At 74.1% G+C, this 17953-nt stretch carries 16 protein-coding genes and 1 tRNA gene; 10 read left to right on the forward strand and 7 right to left on the reverse strand.

The features are described from left to right. Positions 1-5 precede the first annotated feature (5 nt). Both ABII15_RS14520 and ABII15_RS14525 read right to left on the reverse strand, forming a co-directional pair. Entirely contained in the window at positions 6-1406 is a 1401-nt protein-coding gene (locus ABII15_RS14520; protein WP_353942744.1) for a HAMP domain-containing sensor histidine kinase, read from the reverse strand. Further along, positions 1403-2107, reverse strand: coding sequence for a response regulator transcription factor (locus ABII15_RS14525; protein WP_353942745.1), 705 nt, complete (start codon positions 2105-2107; stop codon positions 1403-1405). The genes ABII15_RS14520 and ABII15_RS14525 overlap by 4 nt, the downstream gene beginning before the upstream one ends. A gap of 174 nt (positions 2108-2281) precedes the next feature. On the opposite strand from ABII15_RS14525, the gene ABII15_RS14530 reads away from it, so the two are divergent. Beyond that, complete coding sequence (locus ABII15_RS14530) at positions 2282-2833, forward strand: hypothetical protein (RefSeq protein WP_353947060.1); 552 nt, start codon at positions 2282-2284, stop codon at positions 2831-2833. Between the two features lie 14 nt (positions 2834-2847). Here ABII15_RS14530 and ABII15_RS14535 read toward each other — a convergent pair whose 3' ends face one another. Further along, the gene (locus ABII15_RS14535; protein ID WP_353942746.1) at positions 2848-3738 is read right to left on the reverse strand and encodes a fused MFS/spermidine synthase; all 891 of its coding nucleotides are present in this window, start codon (positions 3736-3738) and stop codon (positions 2848-2850) included. 33 nt (positions 3739-3771) lie between these two features. Then, entirely contained in the window at positions 3772-4200 is a 429-nt protein-coding gene (locus ABII15_RS14540) for a hypothetical protein (protein WP_353942747.1), read from the reverse strand. 301 nt (positions 4201-4501) lie between these two features. On the opposite strand from ABII15_RS14540, the gene ABII15_RS14545 reads away from it, so the two are divergent. Beyond that, entirely contained in the window at positions 4502-5872 is a 1371-nt protein-coding gene (locus ABII15_RS14545) for a tetratricopeptide repeat protein (protein ID WP_353942748.1), read from the forward strand. A gap of 89 nt (positions 5873-5961) precedes the next feature. On the opposite strand, the gene ABII15_RS14550 is transcribed toward ABII15_RS14545, so the two are convergent. Next, positions 5962-6555, reverse strand: coding sequence for a histidine phosphatase family protein (locus ABII15_RS14550; RefSeq protein WP_353942749.1), 594 nt, complete (start codon positions 6553-6555; stop codon positions 5962-5964). Between the two features lie 267 nt (positions 6556-6822). On the opposite strand from ABII15_RS14550, the gene ABII15_RS14555 reads away from it, so the two are divergent. The 7 genes from ABII15_RS14555 (at position 6823) to ABII15_RS14585 (ending at position 13191) form a co-directional block, all read left to right on the forward strand. After that, positions 6823-7773, forward strand: a complete 951-nt coding sequence (locus ABII15_RS14555) for a phosphatase PAP2 family protein (protein ID WP_353942750.1) — start codon at positions 6823-6825, stop codon at positions 7771-7773. Next, positions 7688-8872 carry a hypothetical protein gene (locus ABII15_RS14560; RefSeq protein ID WP_353942751.1) on the forward strand — a complete coding sequence of 395 codons (1185 nt, stop codon included), beginning with the start codon at positions 7688-7690 and terminating at the stop codon, positions 8870-8872. Before ABII15_RS14555 ends, ABII15_RS14560 begins: the two co-directional genes overlap by 86 nt. Positions 8873-8921: 49 nt before the next feature. Next, complete coding sequence (locus ABII15_RS14565) at positions 8922-10502, forward strand: hypothetical protein (RefSeq protein ID WP_353942752.1); 1581 nt, start codon at positions 8922-8924, stop codon at positions 10500-10502. Then, positions 10499-11869: an AAA family ATPase gene (locus tag ABII15_RS14570; RefSeq protein ID WP_353942753.1), complete on the forward strand. Its 1371-nt coding sequence runs from the start codon at positions 10499-10501 to the stop codon at positions 11867-11869. Before ABII15_RS14565 ends, ABII15_RS14570 begins: the two co-directional genes overlap by 4 nt. Before the next feature lie 162 nt (positions 11870-12031). Then, entirely contained in the window at positions 12032-12382 is a 351-nt protein-coding gene (locus ABII15_RS14575; RefSeq protein ID WP_353942754.1) for a hypothetical protein, read from the forward strand. A gap of 121 nt (positions 12383-12503) precedes the next feature. Beyond that, positions 12504-13127 carry a bifunctional DNA primase/polymerase gene (locus ABII15_RS14580; RefSeq protein WP_353942755.1) on the forward strand — a complete coding sequence of 208 codons (624 nt, stop codon included), beginning with the start codon at positions 12504-12506 and terminating at the stop codon, positions 13125-13127. Beyond that, a tRNA-Lys gene (locus ABII15_RS14585) sits at positions 13118-13191 on the forward strand. Before ABII15_RS14580 ends, ABII15_RS14585 begins: the two co-directional genes overlap by 10 nt. A gap of 114 nt (positions 13192-13305) precedes the next feature. Here the strand turns inward: ABII15_RS14585 and ABII15_RS14590 are convergent. Continuing rightward, entirely contained in the window at positions 13306-14538 is a 1233-nt protein-coding gene (locus tag ABII15_RS14590) for a M6 family metalloprotease domain-containing protein (protein ID WP_353942756.1), read from the reverse strand. Positions 14539-14900: 362 nt separating this feature from the next. Between ABII15_RS14590 and ABII15_RS14595 the strand changes: the two genes are divergently transcribed. Beyond that, a complete protein-coding gene (locus tag ABII15_RS14595; protein WP_353942757.1) occupies positions 14901-16718 on the forward strand; it encodes an EAL domain-containing protein in 1818 nt (605 codons plus the stop codon). Positions 16719-16728: 10 nt separating this feature from the next. Here the strand turns inward: ABII15_RS14595 and ABII15_RS14600 are convergent, their stop codons facing one another. Next, positions 16729-17826: an LLM class flavin-dependent oxidoreductase gene (locus ABII15_RS14600; protein WP_353942758.1), complete on the reverse strand. Its 1098-nt coding sequence runs from the start codon at positions 17824-17826 to the stop codon at positions 16729-16731. Positions 17827-17953: the final 127 nt, after the last annotated feature.

Genomic DNA, 17953 nt, shown 5'->3' on the forward strand with positions numbered 1-17953 from the left:
TTGGCTTAAGGGAGGGATCGGGAGCGATTAAAGGTCGAGACCAAGCCTTTACGTTCCCGGCCGCGATGTCCGCGTCCCCGGCGGCCCTCGGCGGGCGCCCTGCGGTCGAGCTGCACCCAGATCCGCACCTCGGTGCCGCCCAGCACGGACGAGCCGATCGTCACGTCGCCGCCGGTCGACTCGGCGAGGCGGCGCACGATGTCGAGGCCGAGCCCGGTGGAGCCCACCCGGCCGTCGGCCGAGCCGCGGGCCAGCGCCGCCTGCGGGTCGACGATGCCGGGACCGGCGTCGGAGACCAGCACGATCACGGCGTCCTCGCCGCTGTGCACGTCGACGGCGAAGGCGGTGCCCTCCGGGGTGTGCCGGAAGACGTTGCCGAGCAGGGCGTCGAGCGCGGCGGCCAGCTCCCCGCGGGCCACCGGGATGCGGACCGGCCGCTCGACACCGGCGACCCGCACCTTGCGCCCCTCGTCCTCGGCGAGCGCGGACCAGAAGTCCATCCGCTCCCGGATCACCTCGGCGGCGTCGCAGCCGGCGCCCGGCCCGGCCGCCGCGGTCTGCGGCTTGGCGTCGCGCGCGGTGCGGATGATGGTGTCGACCTCGCGCTCCAGCTGCTCGACGGCGGCCCGGGTCTGGTCGGCGGCGGGTCCGGCGCCGAGCGAGGCGGCATTGAGCCGGAGCACGGTGAGCGGGGTGCGCAGGCGGTGCGAGAGGTCGGCGGCCAGCTCGCGTTCGTTGGCGAGGAGCTGCACGACCTGGTCGGCCATGGAGTTGAACGCGACGGCGGCGAGCCGCAGTTCGGTCGGCCCGTCCTCGGGCACCCGCGCGCCGAGCTTGCCCTCGCCCAGGTCGTGCGCGGCGCCGACGAGCCGCTGGGCGGGCTGCACCATGCGCACGCCGAGCCGGTCGGCGACGGCCACGGACCCGATGATCAGGGCGATGCCGACGCCCGCGAGGACCACCCAGGCGGTGGTGACGCCGTTGGTGACCTCGTCCTCGGGCACGTACACCTCGACGACCGCGATCTTCACGGGGCTGACCGCGATCGGCTGGAGCCACACCGATCCGCCGGACACGTCGTGCACGGTCGCCCGCTGCACCCCGGTCAGCTGGTCCTCGGCGAGCCGCTGTGCGCCGAGCCGGATGGCGGGGTCGCCGTCGCCCGCGGGGACGTAGACGGAGACCCGGTCCTCGCCGCCGGTCTGCGCCGTGGCGAGGGCGCGGGCGAGCTGGTCGCGGTCGGTGGTGATGGACAGGGTGGGGCCGAGGGCGGCGGCGGTCCGCTCCGCGTTCGAGAACGCCCGGTCGCGGGCCATCTCCTTGATGACGAGCCCGAGCGGGATCGCGAAGGCGACGACGACCATGGTGGTGACGGCCAGACAGACCTTGACCAGCGCCCACCTCATGGCGCGGGCTCCGGGCGCGGCGGCTCCAGCTTCACGCCGACCCCGCGCAGGGTGTGCAGATAGCGCGGCCGGGCCGCCGTCTCGCCCAACTTCCTGCGCAGCCACGACAGATGGACGTCGATGGTCTGGTCGTCGCCGTAGCTCTGCTGCCACACCTCGGCGAGGAGCTCCTTGCGCGCGACGACGACACCGGGGCGCCCGGCGAGGAAGGCGAGCAGGTCGAACTCGCGGCGGGTCAGGTCCAGCGGTGTCCCGTCGAGTTCGGCCTGGCGGCGCAGCGGGTCGATGGAGAGCCCGCCGACCTGGATCAGCCGCGGCGGCGGCTCGGCGCCCGCGCTGCCCCGGGCGCGGCGCAGCACGGCGGCCATCCGGGCGGCGAGGTGCTCGGGCGAGAAGGGCTTGGTGAGGTAGTCGTCGGCGCCGTCGTTGAGCAGCCGGACGATCTCCGTCTCGTCGTCCCGCGCGGTCGCGATGATCACGGGTACGTCGGTGATCCCGCGCAGCATCTTCAGCGCCTCGGCCCCGTCCAGGTCGGGCAGACCGAGGTCGAGGATCACCACGTCGAACCGGAGATGGGCGACCTCGCGCAGCGCCTCCAGGGCCGTGCCGACGCTGCGCACGGTGTGTGCGGCGTCGGTCAGGTGCCGGATGAGAGCGGAGCGCACGAACTGGTCGTCCTCGACCACGAGCACACTTGCCATGGGCGGCACCGTACGCCATCCGGACGTTCCCGAGCCTCTTCCGGGTGACCGTGGACCGCGCGGGACAGCGGTGGCGGGTGTGGTGCAGTATGGCCCGCGATGCCATCGACGCCACCCCCACCGACCCTCCCGTCCGCACCGCCGGCCGTGCCCTCCGCGCCGGCCGGGAACCCGGTGCGGCGCGGCCTGGTGCACGCGGTGGCGTGGCTGCTGGCGACCGGCGCCGCGGTGACCCTGTCGTGGTGGGGCGTGCACACGGTGATGGCGGGCACGGCCTACGACCCGCCGAAGGCCGTGCCGGTGGCCGGCCCGGACGGGCCCGCCTCCCCGCTCGCCTCGTCCACGCACCGCCCCGAGCCGTCCCCGTCGCCGTCGTCCTCGGCGGCGTCCCCGCGGCCGTCCCGCCCGGCCTCGACGAAGCCCGCGTCCCCGAGCCGTACGGCCTCCGGCGCTCCGCCGCCCGCGTCGTCGCCCGGCACGTCCTCGTCCGGCGCGCCCTCGTCCGGCACGGTGAAGAGCTACTCGACGGCCGGCGGGCGGGCCGTCTTCGACCTCGGCGACACCTCGGCGACGCTCGTCTCCGCGACGCCGGGCGCCGGCTGGTCGGTACAGGTGTGGCAGCAGACGACGTGGATCCGGGTGGAGTTCACCTCGGGCACGGACAAGGTCTCGGTGTTCTGCACCTGGCACGACCACGAGCCGTCGGTGGAGGTCGCCGACTACTGAGCGCCCCGCGTCGGCTATTTGAAGACCGACGGCGGCGGCGCCGGGGAGGCCTTCGCCGAGGCGTCCGTCACCGGCACCGCTCCCCCGGTGAAGTCGAGCAGCCCGCGCCCGTGCTCCACCCGCCCGGGATGCGGGTCACCGGCGGCCCGGCGGGTCAGCTCGGCGACCGGCAGCGGCAGCGCGGAGGCGGCCAGCACCGCGTTGCCGAACCGCTTGCCGCGCAGCACCGTCGGGTCGGCGATCAGGGCCAGTTCGGGGAAGACGGCGGCGGCGGTCGCGATCTGGCCGCGCAGATGGGCGAGGGGCGGTCCGTCGGCGAGGTTCGCCACGTAGGTCCCGGCGGGCCGCAGCACGCGCCGCACCTCGGTCAGGAACTCCGTACTGGTGAGGTGGGCGGGGGTGCGGGCGCCGCTGAAGACGTCCGCCACCAGCACGTCGGCCCAGGCGTCGGGCAGCTTGGCCAGCGCCTCGCGGGCGTCGGCGGTCCGCACCCGGATGCGGGCGCCGGGATCCAACGGCAGTGCCGTGCGCACCAGTTGGACGAGCGGGCCGTCGCGCTCGACGACCTGCTGGGTGGAGCGCGGCCGGGTCGCGGCGACGTAGCGGGCGAGGGTGAAGGCACCGCCGCCGAGGTGCACGGCCTGGACCGGGCGGCCCGGGTCCGCGGCGAGATCGAGCACGTGCCCGATGCGGCGCTGGTACTCGAAGGACAGGTGCGCGGGATCGTCGAGGTCGACGTGGGACTGCGGGGCGCCGTCCAGATACAGGGTCCAGCCCGCGGGCCGGTCCCGGTCGGGCGTCAGCTCGGCGAGCCCTCCCTCGACGTCCGCCACGACGGGCTCGCGCGCGCCCCGGCCGCCGCCCTCGCTCCTGCGCGCCTGCTGCTTCCCGCGTGACCTCGCCATTCGCCCATTATCCGCGGGCGGCGCGCGGCGGGCTCAGCGGCAGTTGTCGGCGGCCTCGATCAGGCGGGCCGCCTCGTCGAGGGCGGCGCGCAGCACGGCCGGGTCGGTGACCAGGTCGGCGGCGCCGGTGCCGTCGGGGTCCGGCGGCAGCAGCCAGCCGGTGCCCTCGACCGGCGGGGCGAGCCGGGCGCCGCGTCCCTCGGTGTGGGTGCAGGCGCTGCCCGGTACGTCCCAGGCGTCGGCGGTGCCGGGCGGGACGAGGAAGCCGAGGGTGGCGCCGCCGCCGTCGTGCAGCACGGGACCGACCGGTTCCGCGCAGCCGCGGCGCAGGATGTCGACCGCTTCGAGCCCCTGCCGGGACGGGACGGTGACCAGGTCGCAGGCGCCCGGTGGCTGCGCACTGTGCTCCTCGGTCGGACAGTGCTGCGCCGTCGATGTCGTGGGCTGTGTCGCGTCCAACACGTCGGCCCCTCCTCGTGTCAGATGGGGTTTCGCGCATGGTTCAACGCGTCGGAACGTCAACCGGCTACGGCGGCACGCCGCCGCAAAGGATGGCAGTTCATGGCGGATCGTGGGTGAGATATCCGTTTTGTAGCCAAACACTGCGTGTCGGACCCGTCGCAACCGGTACCTTCGAGCCTCGCCGGAACAAGGACCAGCACACCGCGTCGAGGTGTCCGTTCCACCGCGCCACCGCGCCGCCCGTCACCTCGGCACCCCGCTCCCTTGGTGTCCGGCACGGTTCGCACGGGAGGACCCGCCCATGACGTCGTCTCCGCATCTCTCGGATGCCCCGGCGCCACCGCCCCCACGACCGAATCTCGCCTTCCGGGAGCTGCGCGGTCAGCGCTCGCCGGGCGAGTTCGCGGCCGCGGTACGGCGATCGGCGCGCGAGATCGGCGAGCGGGTCAGCTGCGACGCGCGCTACATCGGACGCGTGGAGGCCGGCGAGATCCGCTGCCCCAACTACGCGTACGAGCGGGTGTTCCTGCACATGTTCCCCGGCCGGACCCTCGCGGACCTGGGGTTCGCGCCCCGCTCCGTGGTACGGGGCCGGGGCTCGCGCCCCATGGTCCCGGCCCAGCACAGCCCCCTGCACGACCCCCAGCACCACGAGGAGAGCGACGTGCGACGTCGCGCGTTCATGACCGGCATGACCGGCTCGACGGCCACCGTGGCCGTCGCCGCCCTGGCGCCCTTCGGCACCGCCCCGCAGCAGACCCCCCTGGACCGGCACCCCGCCCGCGCGGGGGTCGGCGCCGTCGAGGAGGCGATCCGGCGGATCCGGCTGCTCGACGACCGGCACGGCGGCGACGGCCTGTACCGGCGCGCCGCGGCCCCGCTGCGCACCGCCTTCGAACTGCTCGACTCGGGGACGGCCTCGCGCGAGGTCGCCGACCGCTTGCAGGCCGGCGCGGGTGAACTGGCCATCTCCGTGGGGTGGCTGGCGCACGACTCGGGCCGCTTCGACGACGCCCGCTCGCACTACGCGGAGGCGCTGGCGACGGCGCGGGTGGCGGGGGACGAGGCGCTGGAGGCGCACGCGTTCTGCAACACGGCGTTCCTCGCGCGGGACGCGGGGCGGCCGCGCGAGGCGGTCCGGGCCGCGCAGGCCGCCGCGCGGGTGGCCGGGCGACTGGGTTCGCCGCGGCTGCTGTCGCTGCTCGCGCTGCGGGAGGCCGGGGGCTGGGCGGGCCTCGGTGACCAGCGGTCCTGCGAGCGGTCGCTGGCGCGGGCGCAGGCGCTGTTCGCGCGGGGCGGGGCCGATGCCGACCCGGAGTGGATGTCGTTCTACGGCGAGGCCGAGCTGGAGGGTCTGGAGGCGCAGTGCTGGTCGGCGCTGGGGTCCTGGGACCGCGCGGCCCGGCACGCGCGGCGGGCCGTCGCCCTTCAGGACCCGCACTTCACGCGGAACATGGCGCTGTACACCGCCGAGCTCGCGGACGATCTGGCCCGCGCGGGGCAGCCCGACGAGGCCGCCGCCGCGGGGGGCCGGGCGCTGGGGCTGCTCCGGGATGTCCGGTCGTCCCGTATCGAGGGGATGCTGGCGACGACGGCCCGCGTGCTGCTGCCGCATCGTCGGGCGTCGGGGGTCTCGGCGTTCTTGACGTCCCACGCGGAGTCGCGCCGCTGAGGCGGGGCGCGTCACCGGGTGCGGCTTTCGTCGTGGCTGGTCGCGCAGTTCCCCGCGCCCCTGAATCCCGCCGGTCGTCGGTCGGACGGTCAGGACAGGTGGCCCGTTTCGTTCCAGGATTCGATGGCCGGGTCGCCGTAGGCCCAGCCCAGGACCGAGAGCGAGGTCGGGTTCAGGCGGATGCGGGACGCGAAGTCCAGGGGGAGACCGAGCCAGCGGGCGCCGATCGAGCGCAGGATGTGCCCGTGGGCGAAGACGAGAACGTCCCGGTCGGCGCCCCGGGCCCAGGAGACGACCTCATCGGCCCGCGCCGTCACCTCGTCGATCGACTCCCCGTCGGGGACCCCGTCGCGCCAGATGAACCACCCGGGCCGCATCTCCTGGATCTCCGCCGGCGTGAGCCCCTCATACGCCCCGTAGTCCCACTCCATCAGCGCGTCCCAGGAAGCGGCCCGCTCCCCGAACCCGGCGAGCTCACACGTCTCGCTCGCCCGCACCAGCGGCGACGTCCGCACCTCGACCCCGTCGAGCCCGTCGAACGGAGCCCGGTGCAACCGCTCGCCGAGCAGCTTCGCCCCGCGGCGGCCCTCTTCCAGGAGCGGAATGTCCGTCCTGCCGGTGTGCCGTCCGGACAGGGACCACTCCGTCTGTCCGTGCCGGGCCAACAGGATGCGCGGTGCCATACGGGATGAACCTTTCGTCGGGAAGGGCGCGAGGAGTGTGAAGAGCACGCCGGGGAAGGACGGGAGGGAACAAAATGAACAGGAGGCAACGGGAGTGTCGCCGCTTCCATCATCGCGCAACCGCAAGGAGGACGGTCCGCTGGGCAACCCGCCACCAGATCTCAGCGTCTACGAGGGTCGGGGGTCACCCGCGCGGACGCCCATATACGCCTTAGGGTGGACACGTGGCCAGAGGCCGCCGGACGAGGAAGAGGGGGAGCGGCCCGCATGTCGCAGACCGACCACGCACCACGCACGGAGGCGATACCGGGCGTACGGCTTCGCTGGTGGACCGAACTTCCCCTGATCGTCCTCGTCTACAGCGCGTACACCGCGGGCCGTCTGCTGGCCCGGGGCGATGTGCAGACCGCCGTGGACCACGGCGTGTCGATCCTCCGGGCCGAGAAAGCGGTCCGCCTCAATCTCGAACACCCGCTGAACCGTCTGTTCACGCGTGAGGCCTGGATCGGCGTCCCCGCCGACTTCTGGTACGCCTCGCTGCACTACGTGGTCACCCCGGCCGTGCTGATCTGGCTCTTCCGCCGCCGCGCGCACCTCTACCGCACGGCCCGCACCTGGCTGATGACCTCGACGATGATCGGTCTCGTCGGCTTCACGCTGCTGCCGACCTGCCCGCCCCGGCTGCTCTCGGCCTCGTACGGCTTCGTCGACACGATGGCCCAGTACAGCTCCTACGGCTGGTGGGGCGGCGCGGCCAGCGCGCCCAAGGGCATGGGCGGGATGACCAACCAGTACGCGGCCATGCCCAGCCTGCACGTCGGGTGGGCGCTGTGGTGCGGCATCATGCTGTGGCGCCACGGCGGCAGCCGCTGGACCAAGGCCGCGGGCGTGGCCTACCCGCTGATCACCACGATCGTCGTGATGGGCACCGCCAACCACTACTTCTTCGACGCGCTCGCCGGCGCCGCGGTGATGGGCGTCGGCCTGGCGCTCACCCGGCCCGTCCAGCGGCTCGCCGCGCTGGTCAAGGAGTGGGCCACCGATCTGGTGACCGGGTCGCGCGGCGCCCCGGTGGCCGCCCCTTCCGCCACACGCTCCTCGATTGTCAGTGAGGAATGCCAGACTTCCCCGGGTGAGCGAATTCCCCGACAGCGCAAGGCCGCAAGCCGATCGCAGCCCCGCGACACCGGCGACGGGGCTGCGGCACCGGCTCGCTGAGCTGCGCGGCCCCGACACCCCGCCGCGCCCGCTGGACGCCCGCGCCCTGGCCGCCCTCGCGGCGAACCCGGGGTGCAGTCGCCGCGCGCTCCTGGACGGCGCGGGTGTCGACAAGGGCCGGATCGCGGACGCGCTGGGCGCGCCGGCCACCTTCGGCCAGTCCCAGTTCGCCCTGACGCGGGGGAACGCGTTCGAGGCGAGAGTGAAGGCCGACGGCGGCGCCGAGCTGCTGCGGCTCGTGCACGCCCGCGTGGGCTCCGCCGGGACGCCCGAGCCGGTCCCCGATCTCGTACGGACGCCCGACCTGTCGGCGATCGGGCCCGAGGGGCGCACCGCGCGCACCGCGCTGGCGCTGCGCGAGGCCGTCGAGTCGGCCGCCGCGTCCGGTACGTGGACGTTCCTGGACCATCCGATGGTGGCCCTGGACGTGGCGGGCAGCCCGGCGTTCCTGGAGCCGGACGCGGTGGTCGTGCACCCCGACGGCAGCTGGACGGTCGTCGAGATCAAGTCCTTCCCGATGATCGACGGCGCGGCGGACGCGGCGAAGGTCGGCGCGGCGGCCCGCCAGTCCGCGGTGTACGTCCTGGCGCTGGAACAGATCGCGGAGCGCACGCCGGGGGCGCGGGTCCGGGACCGGATCGTGCTCGTCTGCCCCAAGGACTTCACGAACCTGCCGGCCGCGTCCGCGGTCGACGTGCGCAAGCAGCGCTCGGTGACCCGGCGCCAGTTGACGCGGCTGACCCGGATCGAGCACATCGCGGCGGCGCTGCCGCCCGGCACGGCCTTCGACCCCGGGCAGTCGCCGGCCGAGCTGACGGCGGCCGTCGAGTCGGTGCCCGCGGCGTACGCGCCGGAGTGCCTGGCCGCGTGCGAGCTGGCCTTCCACTGCCGGGACCGCTCCCGCGCGGCGGGCGCGGTGACGAGCCTGGGCCGTCCGCTCCGCGCCGAGCTGGGCGGCCTGACGACGGTGGACGCGGTGCTCGCCGCCGCGCACGGCGAGGCGGGCGACCCCGAGGACCCGACGGTGGCGGCGCTGCGGCGGGCGGCGGCGCTGCGCGCGGAAGCCCTCACGGAGGCCTTCGGAGGCGCGCGGTGCTGATCCCGTCCCCGACCGACCGCCACCTCCACCGCCGCGAGGAGCCCACCGCGTGAGCCTGATCAACCACCTGGCCCGGCTGGAGGCGACCAGCACCGGCCGCGCCCAGCCCACCGCCACGGTCCGCCACCGCCATCTCTCCCAGCGGCCCCTGGTCCTGGTGCCGCTCACCACCGCGGGCGAGACGGGCGCCCCGCTCGGCGCCCTCGTCGGCACCGAGCGCACCTCGCCGCGGCTCCTCGTCGTGGCGCAGCCGCGCGACCGCGATCTGCGCTTCGCGTTCCTGACGCAGCTCGCCGATTCGGTCCTGCCGTACATCGACGGATACGCGGGCGACGTCGAGCTGACCGAGCGGGCCGAGACCGACCCCGCGACGAACAAGCGGGTCAAGGTCGAGGTCGAGCTGTGCGCGGACGCGCCGCAGTTGATCGTGCCGAGCCGGGCGGGCATCGAGTTCGTCCGGCTGCTCGGCCGCTCGATGCGTTTTCGGCGCACGGCCGAGCAGGACCCGGAGACGCCCTATCCCGCTCCCCCGCACGTGCCGCTGCTCGGCCGCTGGCTGACGCACTTCGGCGAGCGGGCGCGGGTCCCGGGCTCGGCGCTGCTGCTGGCCATGACGGACCTGCTGTCCCGGCACTGGGCGACGGGCCAGTCCAGCCTGGAGGACCAGCACCTCGGCGCGCTGCTCGCGTGGGTGGAGGCGCCGGAGGGCACCTCGGGCGCCGAGGCCGCGTTCCGCGCCGAGCGCGGCCGGGACGCGCACGGCCAGCTGCTGTGCCCGCCGGCCGGTCCGGCCACCGACCCGGCGTTCGACAACAAGCTGCTCGCACCCGCCATCGAGCGCTACGACAAGGCCCGTACGCGCCTGGCGGCCGCCGAGGACGCCGTGGAGGCCGACGGCCGGCTGGCCGAACTGACCGCGGCCGAGCGGGAGCTGCACGCCCTGGTCGAGTCCCGCACCCGGCCCACCTGGGACGCGGTGTGGCGGGGCCTCGACGCGCTGTGCACGCTGCCCGAGGGCCCGCGCGCCGCGGACCGCTGGACCCGCGACCGCTGGTCGTTCACCGGCCACCGCGACCGGGTCGCGGCCGGCGAGCCCCCGCAGCCGCGCCGCGACGACGCGGTGACGGCGGCGAACAAGCTGGCCACGCGCGAGCGCGAGCAGGCCCGCCTGGACGCCCAGGAGGCGCTCGACGACCCGCTCGTCATGGCGGGCCGGCGGCTCGCCGGGGAGGCGTTGGCCGGCGAGGTGACGGAGGTGGTCCCGGCGTACAACGACAAGAAGCGCCCGCGCCCGCTGATCACCCTGCGCACGGACGACCGCCCGCACCTCGGGGAGCGCGTGAAGGTGTACCGCTCGCTGGACGGCAAGGCGCAGACCGCCGAGTTCGTGGCCTACGAGAGCGAGGGCACGGTCGTCCTGCGGCTGCTGGACAAGATGGGGCGCGGCAAGGAGCCGGATCCGGGTTCCGTGCCGGAGAAGGGCGAGCGGGTGTGCTGGACGCTGTTCGAGCACGAGCAGCGCGGCGGCCCGAAACTGCCCGAGCCGGAGGAGACCCCGTGGACCCACGGCGGTCCGCCGGGCGCCGGGGCCGAGGCGCCGGACACCGTGACGACGGAGGACATCCTGTGACGACCGCCAGCGCTTCGCCGCCCGCCGACGACGTCTTCGACCCCGGGGCCGAGGCCGCCCGCGCCACCGCCGAGATCCTGCGCGACACCCTGCACAGCGAGGCCCGCGGGGTCGTCGTGGACTCCCCGCCCGGGGCCGGAAAGTCGACGCTCGTCGTGCGCGCCGCGCTCGAACTGGCGGACGCGGGCCGCCCGTTGATGATCGTCGCGCAGACGAACGCGCAGGTCGACGATCTCGTCCTGCGCCTGCACGAGAAGCGCCCCGCCCTGCCCGTCGGCCGGCTGCACAGCAGCGACCCGGACGCGTACGACAAGGCGCTCGACGACCTGCCGACGGTACGACTGTCGACCAAGGCCGGCGATCTGGCACCGCTGCCCGTCGTCATCTCGACGGCGGCGAAGTGGGCGCACGTGAAGGTCGAGGACGCCGGGGGGCCGTGGCGGCACGCGATCGTCGACGAGGCGTACCAGATGCGCGGGGACGCGCTGCTCGCCGTGGCCGGGCTGTTCGAGCGGGCGCTGTTCGTGGGCGACCCGGGGCAGCTCGACCCGTTCTCGACGGTCGGCGCGGAGCAGTGGGCGGGGCTGTCCCACGACCCGTCGGCGTCGGCGGTGTCGACGCTGCTCGCCCACAATCCCGAGCTGCCGCAGCACGAACTCCCGGTCTCCTGGCGGCTTCCGGCGTCGGCGGCGCCGCTGGTGTCGGCCGCGTTCTATCCGTACACGCCGTTCCGCAGCGGCACCCGGGAGGGCGATCGCACGCTGGAGTTCCGTGCGGAGTCGGACGGTTCGGGCGTCGACCGGGTCATCGACGAGGCGGCGCGGGCGGGCTGGGGCCTGCTCGAACTGCCCGCCGCGCACACGCCGCGCACGGACCCGGAGGCGGTGCGGGCCGTGGCGCTCGTGGTGCGGCGCATGCTCGACCGCGACGGGGTGACGGTCTCCGAGCGCGGGCCGGACCCGGCGCCGCTGACGGCGGACCGGATCTGCGTCGGCACCGCCCACCGCGACCAGGCCGCCGCGGTGCGCTCCGCGCTGGACGGGCTCGGGGTGCACGGGGTGACCGTGGACACGGCGAACCGTCTTCAGGGGCGGGAGTTCGACGTCACCGTGGTGCTGCATCCGCTGTCGGGGCGGCCCGACGCGACGGCGTTCCACTTGGAGACCGGGCGGTTGTGCGTGCTTGCCTCGCGGCATCGGCACGCGTGCGTCGTGGTGTGCCGGGCGGGGGTGGCGGAGCTCCTGGACGCGCATCCTTCGGCGGAGCCGGTGCAGTTGGGGGTGACGGTGAAGTTTCCGGACGGCTGGGAAGCGAATCACTCCGTGTTGAGCCGGTTGTCGGAGCATCGGGTCGCCTTGGGGGGTTGAGTTTCGGGTGCGGCGCCGTCGTGGCTGGTCGCGCAATTCCCCGCGCCCCTGAGGCATGCGCTGCGCGCAGCCTCCCCTGCGGCGGTCTTGCGGGGGCGCGGACAATGGAAGGTGGTCCGGGCAACGAGAGCGGGCCGTACGTCCAGCACGAGGAGGAACACCATGGCGGAGCCCGAGCGGCAGCGCAGGTCGCGGTTGCGGCCCGCGCCGTTGATCTTCGAGCCCGCGGACGCCGCCGCAGACCCGGAGCACTTCTTCGACCTGGAGTCCGTCGAGGACCCGCGAGAACTGCTCTCCCGCGCCACGGAACTGACCCATGCGTTTCGCGCCGCGGCCGACCGCTCCGTGGAGTTCCAGGCCATCGCGGCGGCCCAGCTCGCCGACCCGCGCCGGTTCGACAGGCTGACGGCCGCGGACATCGCGGAGCGCGCCGAGTGGACCGAGGACTACGCCAAGAAGATGGTCGAGTTCGGCCGTGACCTGCTGCGCGGCACCGCCGAGCCGACCGCCTGAGTCACGGTCAAGATCTTTTGGCATATGCCAGAGGGGCAAGATACTCCACCCCGCCCCCTCCTGTCCTGATTTCTCGCAACCCTTTGGAGCTGCGCCCTCACCCCCTGTAGATGTAGAAAACATGAGCGCCACGCATCCCCCCTTCGCCCCCGCCCACACCCCCCGGGTCGCGGCTCACGACCGCTTCGACGTCTCGGGCGTCACGCCCGAGGGCGCGGCCTGGCTCGCCTCCGCAGGAACGTATCCGCGCTCCGCGCTCGCCCACTGGGAGGCCCGCCCCTCCGCCCCCGTGGTGCTGCCCTGCGGTTCCGTTTTCGACGTGGTGAACGTGCCCGCGATCTTCGGCCGGCGGATGTTAGACCGGCTCTGGGACGAGGGGCCCGGGTCCGGGCCGGTCGCCACGTACCGGGGGCGCATGCTCCTGTTCGCCGCGCCGGGCACCGCCCAGCGGCTGCCGTCGCTGCTGCGCTGGGAGGAATGGGGGCCTGCGGTGCCGCCGCTGCTCTGTCACGGCAGCGGGGACGCGGTGACCGTGCCCGCGCCGTCGGTGCCCGCCGAGCCGCATCAGCCGTCGCGCTGGGTGGTCGCTCCGGACACCCGTCATCCCTGGCTGCCGGGGGCCGAGGTGCTGCTGTGGGCGTGTGTCCGGGCCGCCCGGGCCGCCGCGCACTCGAGCGTCCAGGTATCGATTTTTCCTGCTGCCGATCTCAGTGCTAATGTCTACGACGTCAGCCGGCGCCATTAGCTCAGTTGGTTAGAGCAGCGGACTCTTAATCCGCGTGTCCGGGGTTCGAGTCCCTGATGGCGCACCTGAAACGAAGGCCTCCCGCTTCTGCGGGGGGCCTTCGTGGTTGTCGGGTGCGGCGCCATCGTGGCTGGTCGCGCAGTTCCCCGCGCCCCTGAAGCATGCGCTGCGCGACGAACTACCCGGTCGTCACCTTCACCGTCCACGATCCCGAGGACGCCCGGTCGCCCACCTCCACGCGGAGCTTCTCGCCCGGGACCGAGAAGCTCTCGCCCTCCTGGACCGGGGCGTCCGCGAGCGGCGGGTAGACCGAGTCGCCGTAGCAGGCCTCCGTGGACGGATGGGAGTCGAGGACCTGGACCGGCCCGGCGCCGGAGGCGGAGTCGCTGCGGACGCGGTAGACGAGGACGCCCTGGGCGCAGGTCGTGTCGTCGTTGCCGCCCGCGCCCCGCGCCTCCAGGGCGATCGCGCTGGACGGCCCGGTGCGCACGACCGCGAGCTTCGTGCCGTCACCGGTGCCGAACGGAGCCCCCGGCACCCGTGGCGCCGTGCTCAGCGGCTCCAGGGTCAGCCGGGTGTCCCCGGTGTGCGTCACGCACGCCACCTGCCGCGAGGGCAGCCAGCCCAGCTTCCACTTGTGCCAGCCGAAGAAGTCGGGGGCCAGCCCGAACTGGCTGCCCATGACGTCCCAGTCGCCGACGTACGTGTCCCAGTCCCCCTCCCCGTCGGTCGGCCGGTGGTAGAGGTCCGGCAGGTCGAAGACGTGGCCGGTCTCGTGCGCGAGGACGTTGCGGTCCGGCGGGTGGTGCTCGAAGACCGTGACGATCCGGCGGATGTCGGTGCCGTCCGCGCGCATCGGCCGGTCGAAGTTCACGACCTTCGTCGCGTCCGAGTCGACGCCGGGCGCGTCCGGGTCGGCGACGAAGTAGACGACGTCGTACTTGGTGAAGTCGGTCACCGGATCCGCCGCCGCCAGGGCGTCACGGAGATAGGCGCTGCGGTGCGCCGCGCTCCAGTCGCGCTTTATGGCGTACGAGGTCGAGGCGTGCGGCATCTCGATCCACGTCCGCTGGGGGTGCGCGGCGAGCCGGAACTTGCCGTACGAGGCGCGGGCGAAGAAATCGCTGGTCGCGGGGAAGTAGTCGGCCGCCAGTTGGCGCGGGGTGGTCGTCGGCGTCCAGTCGGGGAACGACAGGAAGACCATCACCGCGTTGAGCGGCTTGACGGGCCGAGGATAGGCGGAGTTCCAGGAGTCCAGGCCCTCGGAATGGTGGGCGGCGGTGCGCTCCAGGGCGCACGGTCCGGCATAGGGCGGCGCGGCCGCCGCGGGACCCGCGACCAGACCGATGGCGGCCAGGGCGGTGAGAGCGGTCAGCGCGGCGGCGGTGGCACGCAGACGGCGCTTGTCCACTCCCCCGAGTGGCTGCGGACGCGGCAAGTCGACCTCCGGACGGGGAATGCGGGACACCCCACCCAGACTGTGTGCGTTCGTCACACTTCGCCCTGTTTATCTGGCCCGGACGAGTGAGCGGCCGACACCCCGGCGGTCACCGAACGTCACAGATGATCCGGGTCGGTCGCCGCTCGGAAGAAGCCCGGCCCGGCCCGAGCAGAAACGATCTGCCGGTCCCGTGGTGCCCCCGCCGGGACCGCACCGGTGTGCGGTGCAGGCTGGATAGGCCGTCCGACCTGCCTCTATGATCGGCACACTTTCCTGCCGGGACCCGGCCGCACCAGAACACGCAACCAGACGACGCACTGCGGGAGCGAACGGTGAGCGCACAGCCCGATGGGCCGACGACGGCGACGGAGGCGTCCGCACCGCGCCGGCGCCCCGATCTCCTCACGGAGAGTGGCCACCCACGGCTGGACGCCCCGGACGCCGCCTACCGGTCCGCGTTCCTCGCGTCTCCCCTCCCCATGGCGGTCGTCGACCGGGCCGGACTGGTCGTCGGGGCCAACCGTGCGGCGCTCGCCCTGCTGGGCGGCGACAGCGACCAGCCGGTCGTCGGGCGGCTCGCCGCCGAACTGCTGGACCTCGCCTCCGACCCGCGCACCCGGGACGCGTACCAGGACGTACTGGACGGCCGGCAGGCCCGGCTCTCGCGCACCCGGCGCCTCAAGCACCCCGTGGGCCACTCGATGTGGACCCGCGTCACGCTCGCGCCGGTGCCCGGCGCCGAGGTCGTCCTCGTCTCGCTGCACGACCTCAGCGCCCACCGCGAGCTGCGGTCCCGGCTGCGCCACCTCCAGATGCACGACCCGGTGACGAAGCTGCCCAACCGCGCCCTGTTCTTCGAGCGGCTCACCGCCGCGCTGGAGGCCGGCGCGTACGACGAGACGGGAACGACCGGCCGGGTGGGCCTGTGCTATCTCGACCTCGACGGGTTCAAGGCGGTCAACGACACCCTCGGCCACCATGTCGGCGACCGGCTGCTGGCCGCCGTCGCGCAGCGGCTCGCGCACTGCGCCGAGCGGGCCCGGCACACCACCGGCGTCCCGCTGGTGGCCCGGCTCGGCGGCGACGAGTTCGCGCTGCTCGTGGAGGAGTCGGCCGGCACCGAGCAGGCGACCGATCTGGCGCAGTCCGTGCTGGACGCGCTGCGGGAGCCGTTCGACCTGGCCGGGCAGCGCCTTTCGGTCTCCGCGTCGGTCGGCGTCGTCGAGCGGCAGGCCGTCGGGACGTCGACCACCGGTCTGATGCAGGCCGCCGACACCACGCTGTACTGGGCGAAGGCCGACGGCAAGGCCCGCTGGACCCTCTTCGACCCGGAGCGCAACGCCCACCGCATGACCCGGCAGGCCCTGTCGTCGGGGCTGCGGCCGGCCGTCGAGCGGGGCGAGTTCGTCCTGGAGTACCAGCCGCTCGTCCAGCTGGAGGACGGTGCGCTGCGCGGCGTCGAGGCGCTGGTGCGCTGGCGGCACCCGCAGTTCGGGCTGCTGACGCCGAATCGGTTCATCGGACTCGCCGAAGAGGACGGCTCCATCGTGCAGTTGGGGCTGTGGGTGCTGCGCACGGCGTGTGCGCAGGCGCGCCGCTGGCAGCTGGACAACCCCGGCGCGCCGCCCGTCTTCGTCAGCGTGAACGTCGCGGTGCGGCAGGTGTGGGACTCGGATCTGGTGGCCGATGTCGCCCGGATCCTCGCGGACACCGGGCTCGCCCCCGAGCTGCTCCAGCTGGAGCTGACCGAGTCCGCCGTCATGGGCTCGGCCGGGCGGCCGCTCCAGGCGCTCCAGGCCCTCAGCGACATGGGCGTCCGCATCGCCATCGACGACTTCGGGACCGGCTACTCGAACCTGGCCTACCTGAGCAGGCTCCCGGTGTCCGTCCTGAAGCTGGACGGGTCGTTCGTACGGGGTTTCCAGTACGAGGACGGGGCGGCGCCCAGCGATCCGGCCGACGCGATGATCGTGGAGGCGCTGGTGCAGCTGGCCCACCGGCTCGGGCTCACCGTGACCGCCGAGTGCGTGGAGACGGCCGAGCAGGCGGAGCGGCTGCGCCGGATCGGGTGCGACACCGGGCAGGGGTGGCTGTACTCGCGGCCGGTGGCGCCGGACCGTATCTCCCGGCTGCTCGCGCCCGTCTCCTGAACCCTCCCGGTCAGCCCTTCGGCATCCCGTAGGCGTCGGCGATGAGTTCGTAGCTGCGCAGCCGGATCTCACCGGTGTGGGCGTTGGCCGTGAGCATCAGCTCGTCGGCGCCGGTGCGCTTCTGGAGGTCGTCGAGTCCGGAGCGGACCTCGTCGGCGGTGCCGTGGATGACGTTCGAGTTCCAGGAGTCGATGAAGTCCCGCTCCATCTCGTTGAACTGGTACGCCTCCGCCTCCTCCGGCGTCGGGACCAGGCCGGGGCGGCCGGTGCGCAGCCGGACCATGTTGAGCGCGGCGGCCAGCACCTGGCGGCGGGCCTCCGTGCCGTCGTCGTCGGTCGCCAGCGCCGAGACGCCGATCAGGGCGTAGGGCTCGGACAGCACCTCGGAGGGCCGGAACGACTCGCGGTACAGGTCGAGGGCCGGGATCGTGTTCTGCGCGGAGAAGTGGTGCGCGAAGGCGAACGGCAGGCCCAGGGCGCCGGCCAGGCGGGCGCTGAAGCCGGAGGAGCCGAGCAGCCAGACCGGCGGGCGGTGCGGGTCCTGGACGCCGCCGGGCGAGGTGGCCTGGACCGGGCCCGGGACCGCGTGGATGCGGGAGTACGGGTGGCCGTCGGGGAAGTCGTCGTCGAGGAAGCGGGTCAGCTCGGCGAGCTGCTGGGGGAAGTCGTCGGCGCCCTCGTTCAGGCGGTCGCTGCGGCGCAGGGCGGCGGCGGTGGCGCCGTCGGTGCCGGGGGCGCGGCCGAGGCCGAGGTCGACGCGGTGCGGGGCGAGGGCTTCCAGGGTGCCGAACTGCTCCGCGATGACCAGGGGGGCGTGGTTGGGCAGCATGACGCCGCCGGAGCCGAGGCGGATGCGGTTCGTGTGGGCGGCCAGGTGGGCCAGGATCACGGCCGGGCTGCTGGACGCGACGCCGGGCATCGAGTGGTGCTCGGCGACCCAGTAGCGGTGGTATCCGCGGTTCTCCGCGAGGCGGGCGATGTCCACTCCGGTGGCCAGGGCCTGGGTGGCGGTGCGGCCCGCTCCTACGGTGACCAGGTCCAGGACCGAGAGGGGGGTGGGGGCGGTGCCGTGGGCTGCGCCGCGGATCTCGTCTTGGGTGGCCGGCACGGGGTCCTCCTGCATAGCTCTACATCTGGGCTGGACCCCGGCCTTAACGGAGGCGCACTCCGGTTTATTCCCCTGGTTCGCCGTCCGACGGCCGGTGGGGCTTCTCGCGCAGTTCCCCGCGCCCCCA

It is taken from the genome of Streptomyces sp. HUAS MG91 (assembly GCF_040529335.1).
In the GTDB taxonomy this organism is placed as follows: Bacteria; Actinomycetota; Actinomycetes; order Streptomycetales; family Streptomycetaceae; genus Streptomyces; species Streptomyces tabacisoli.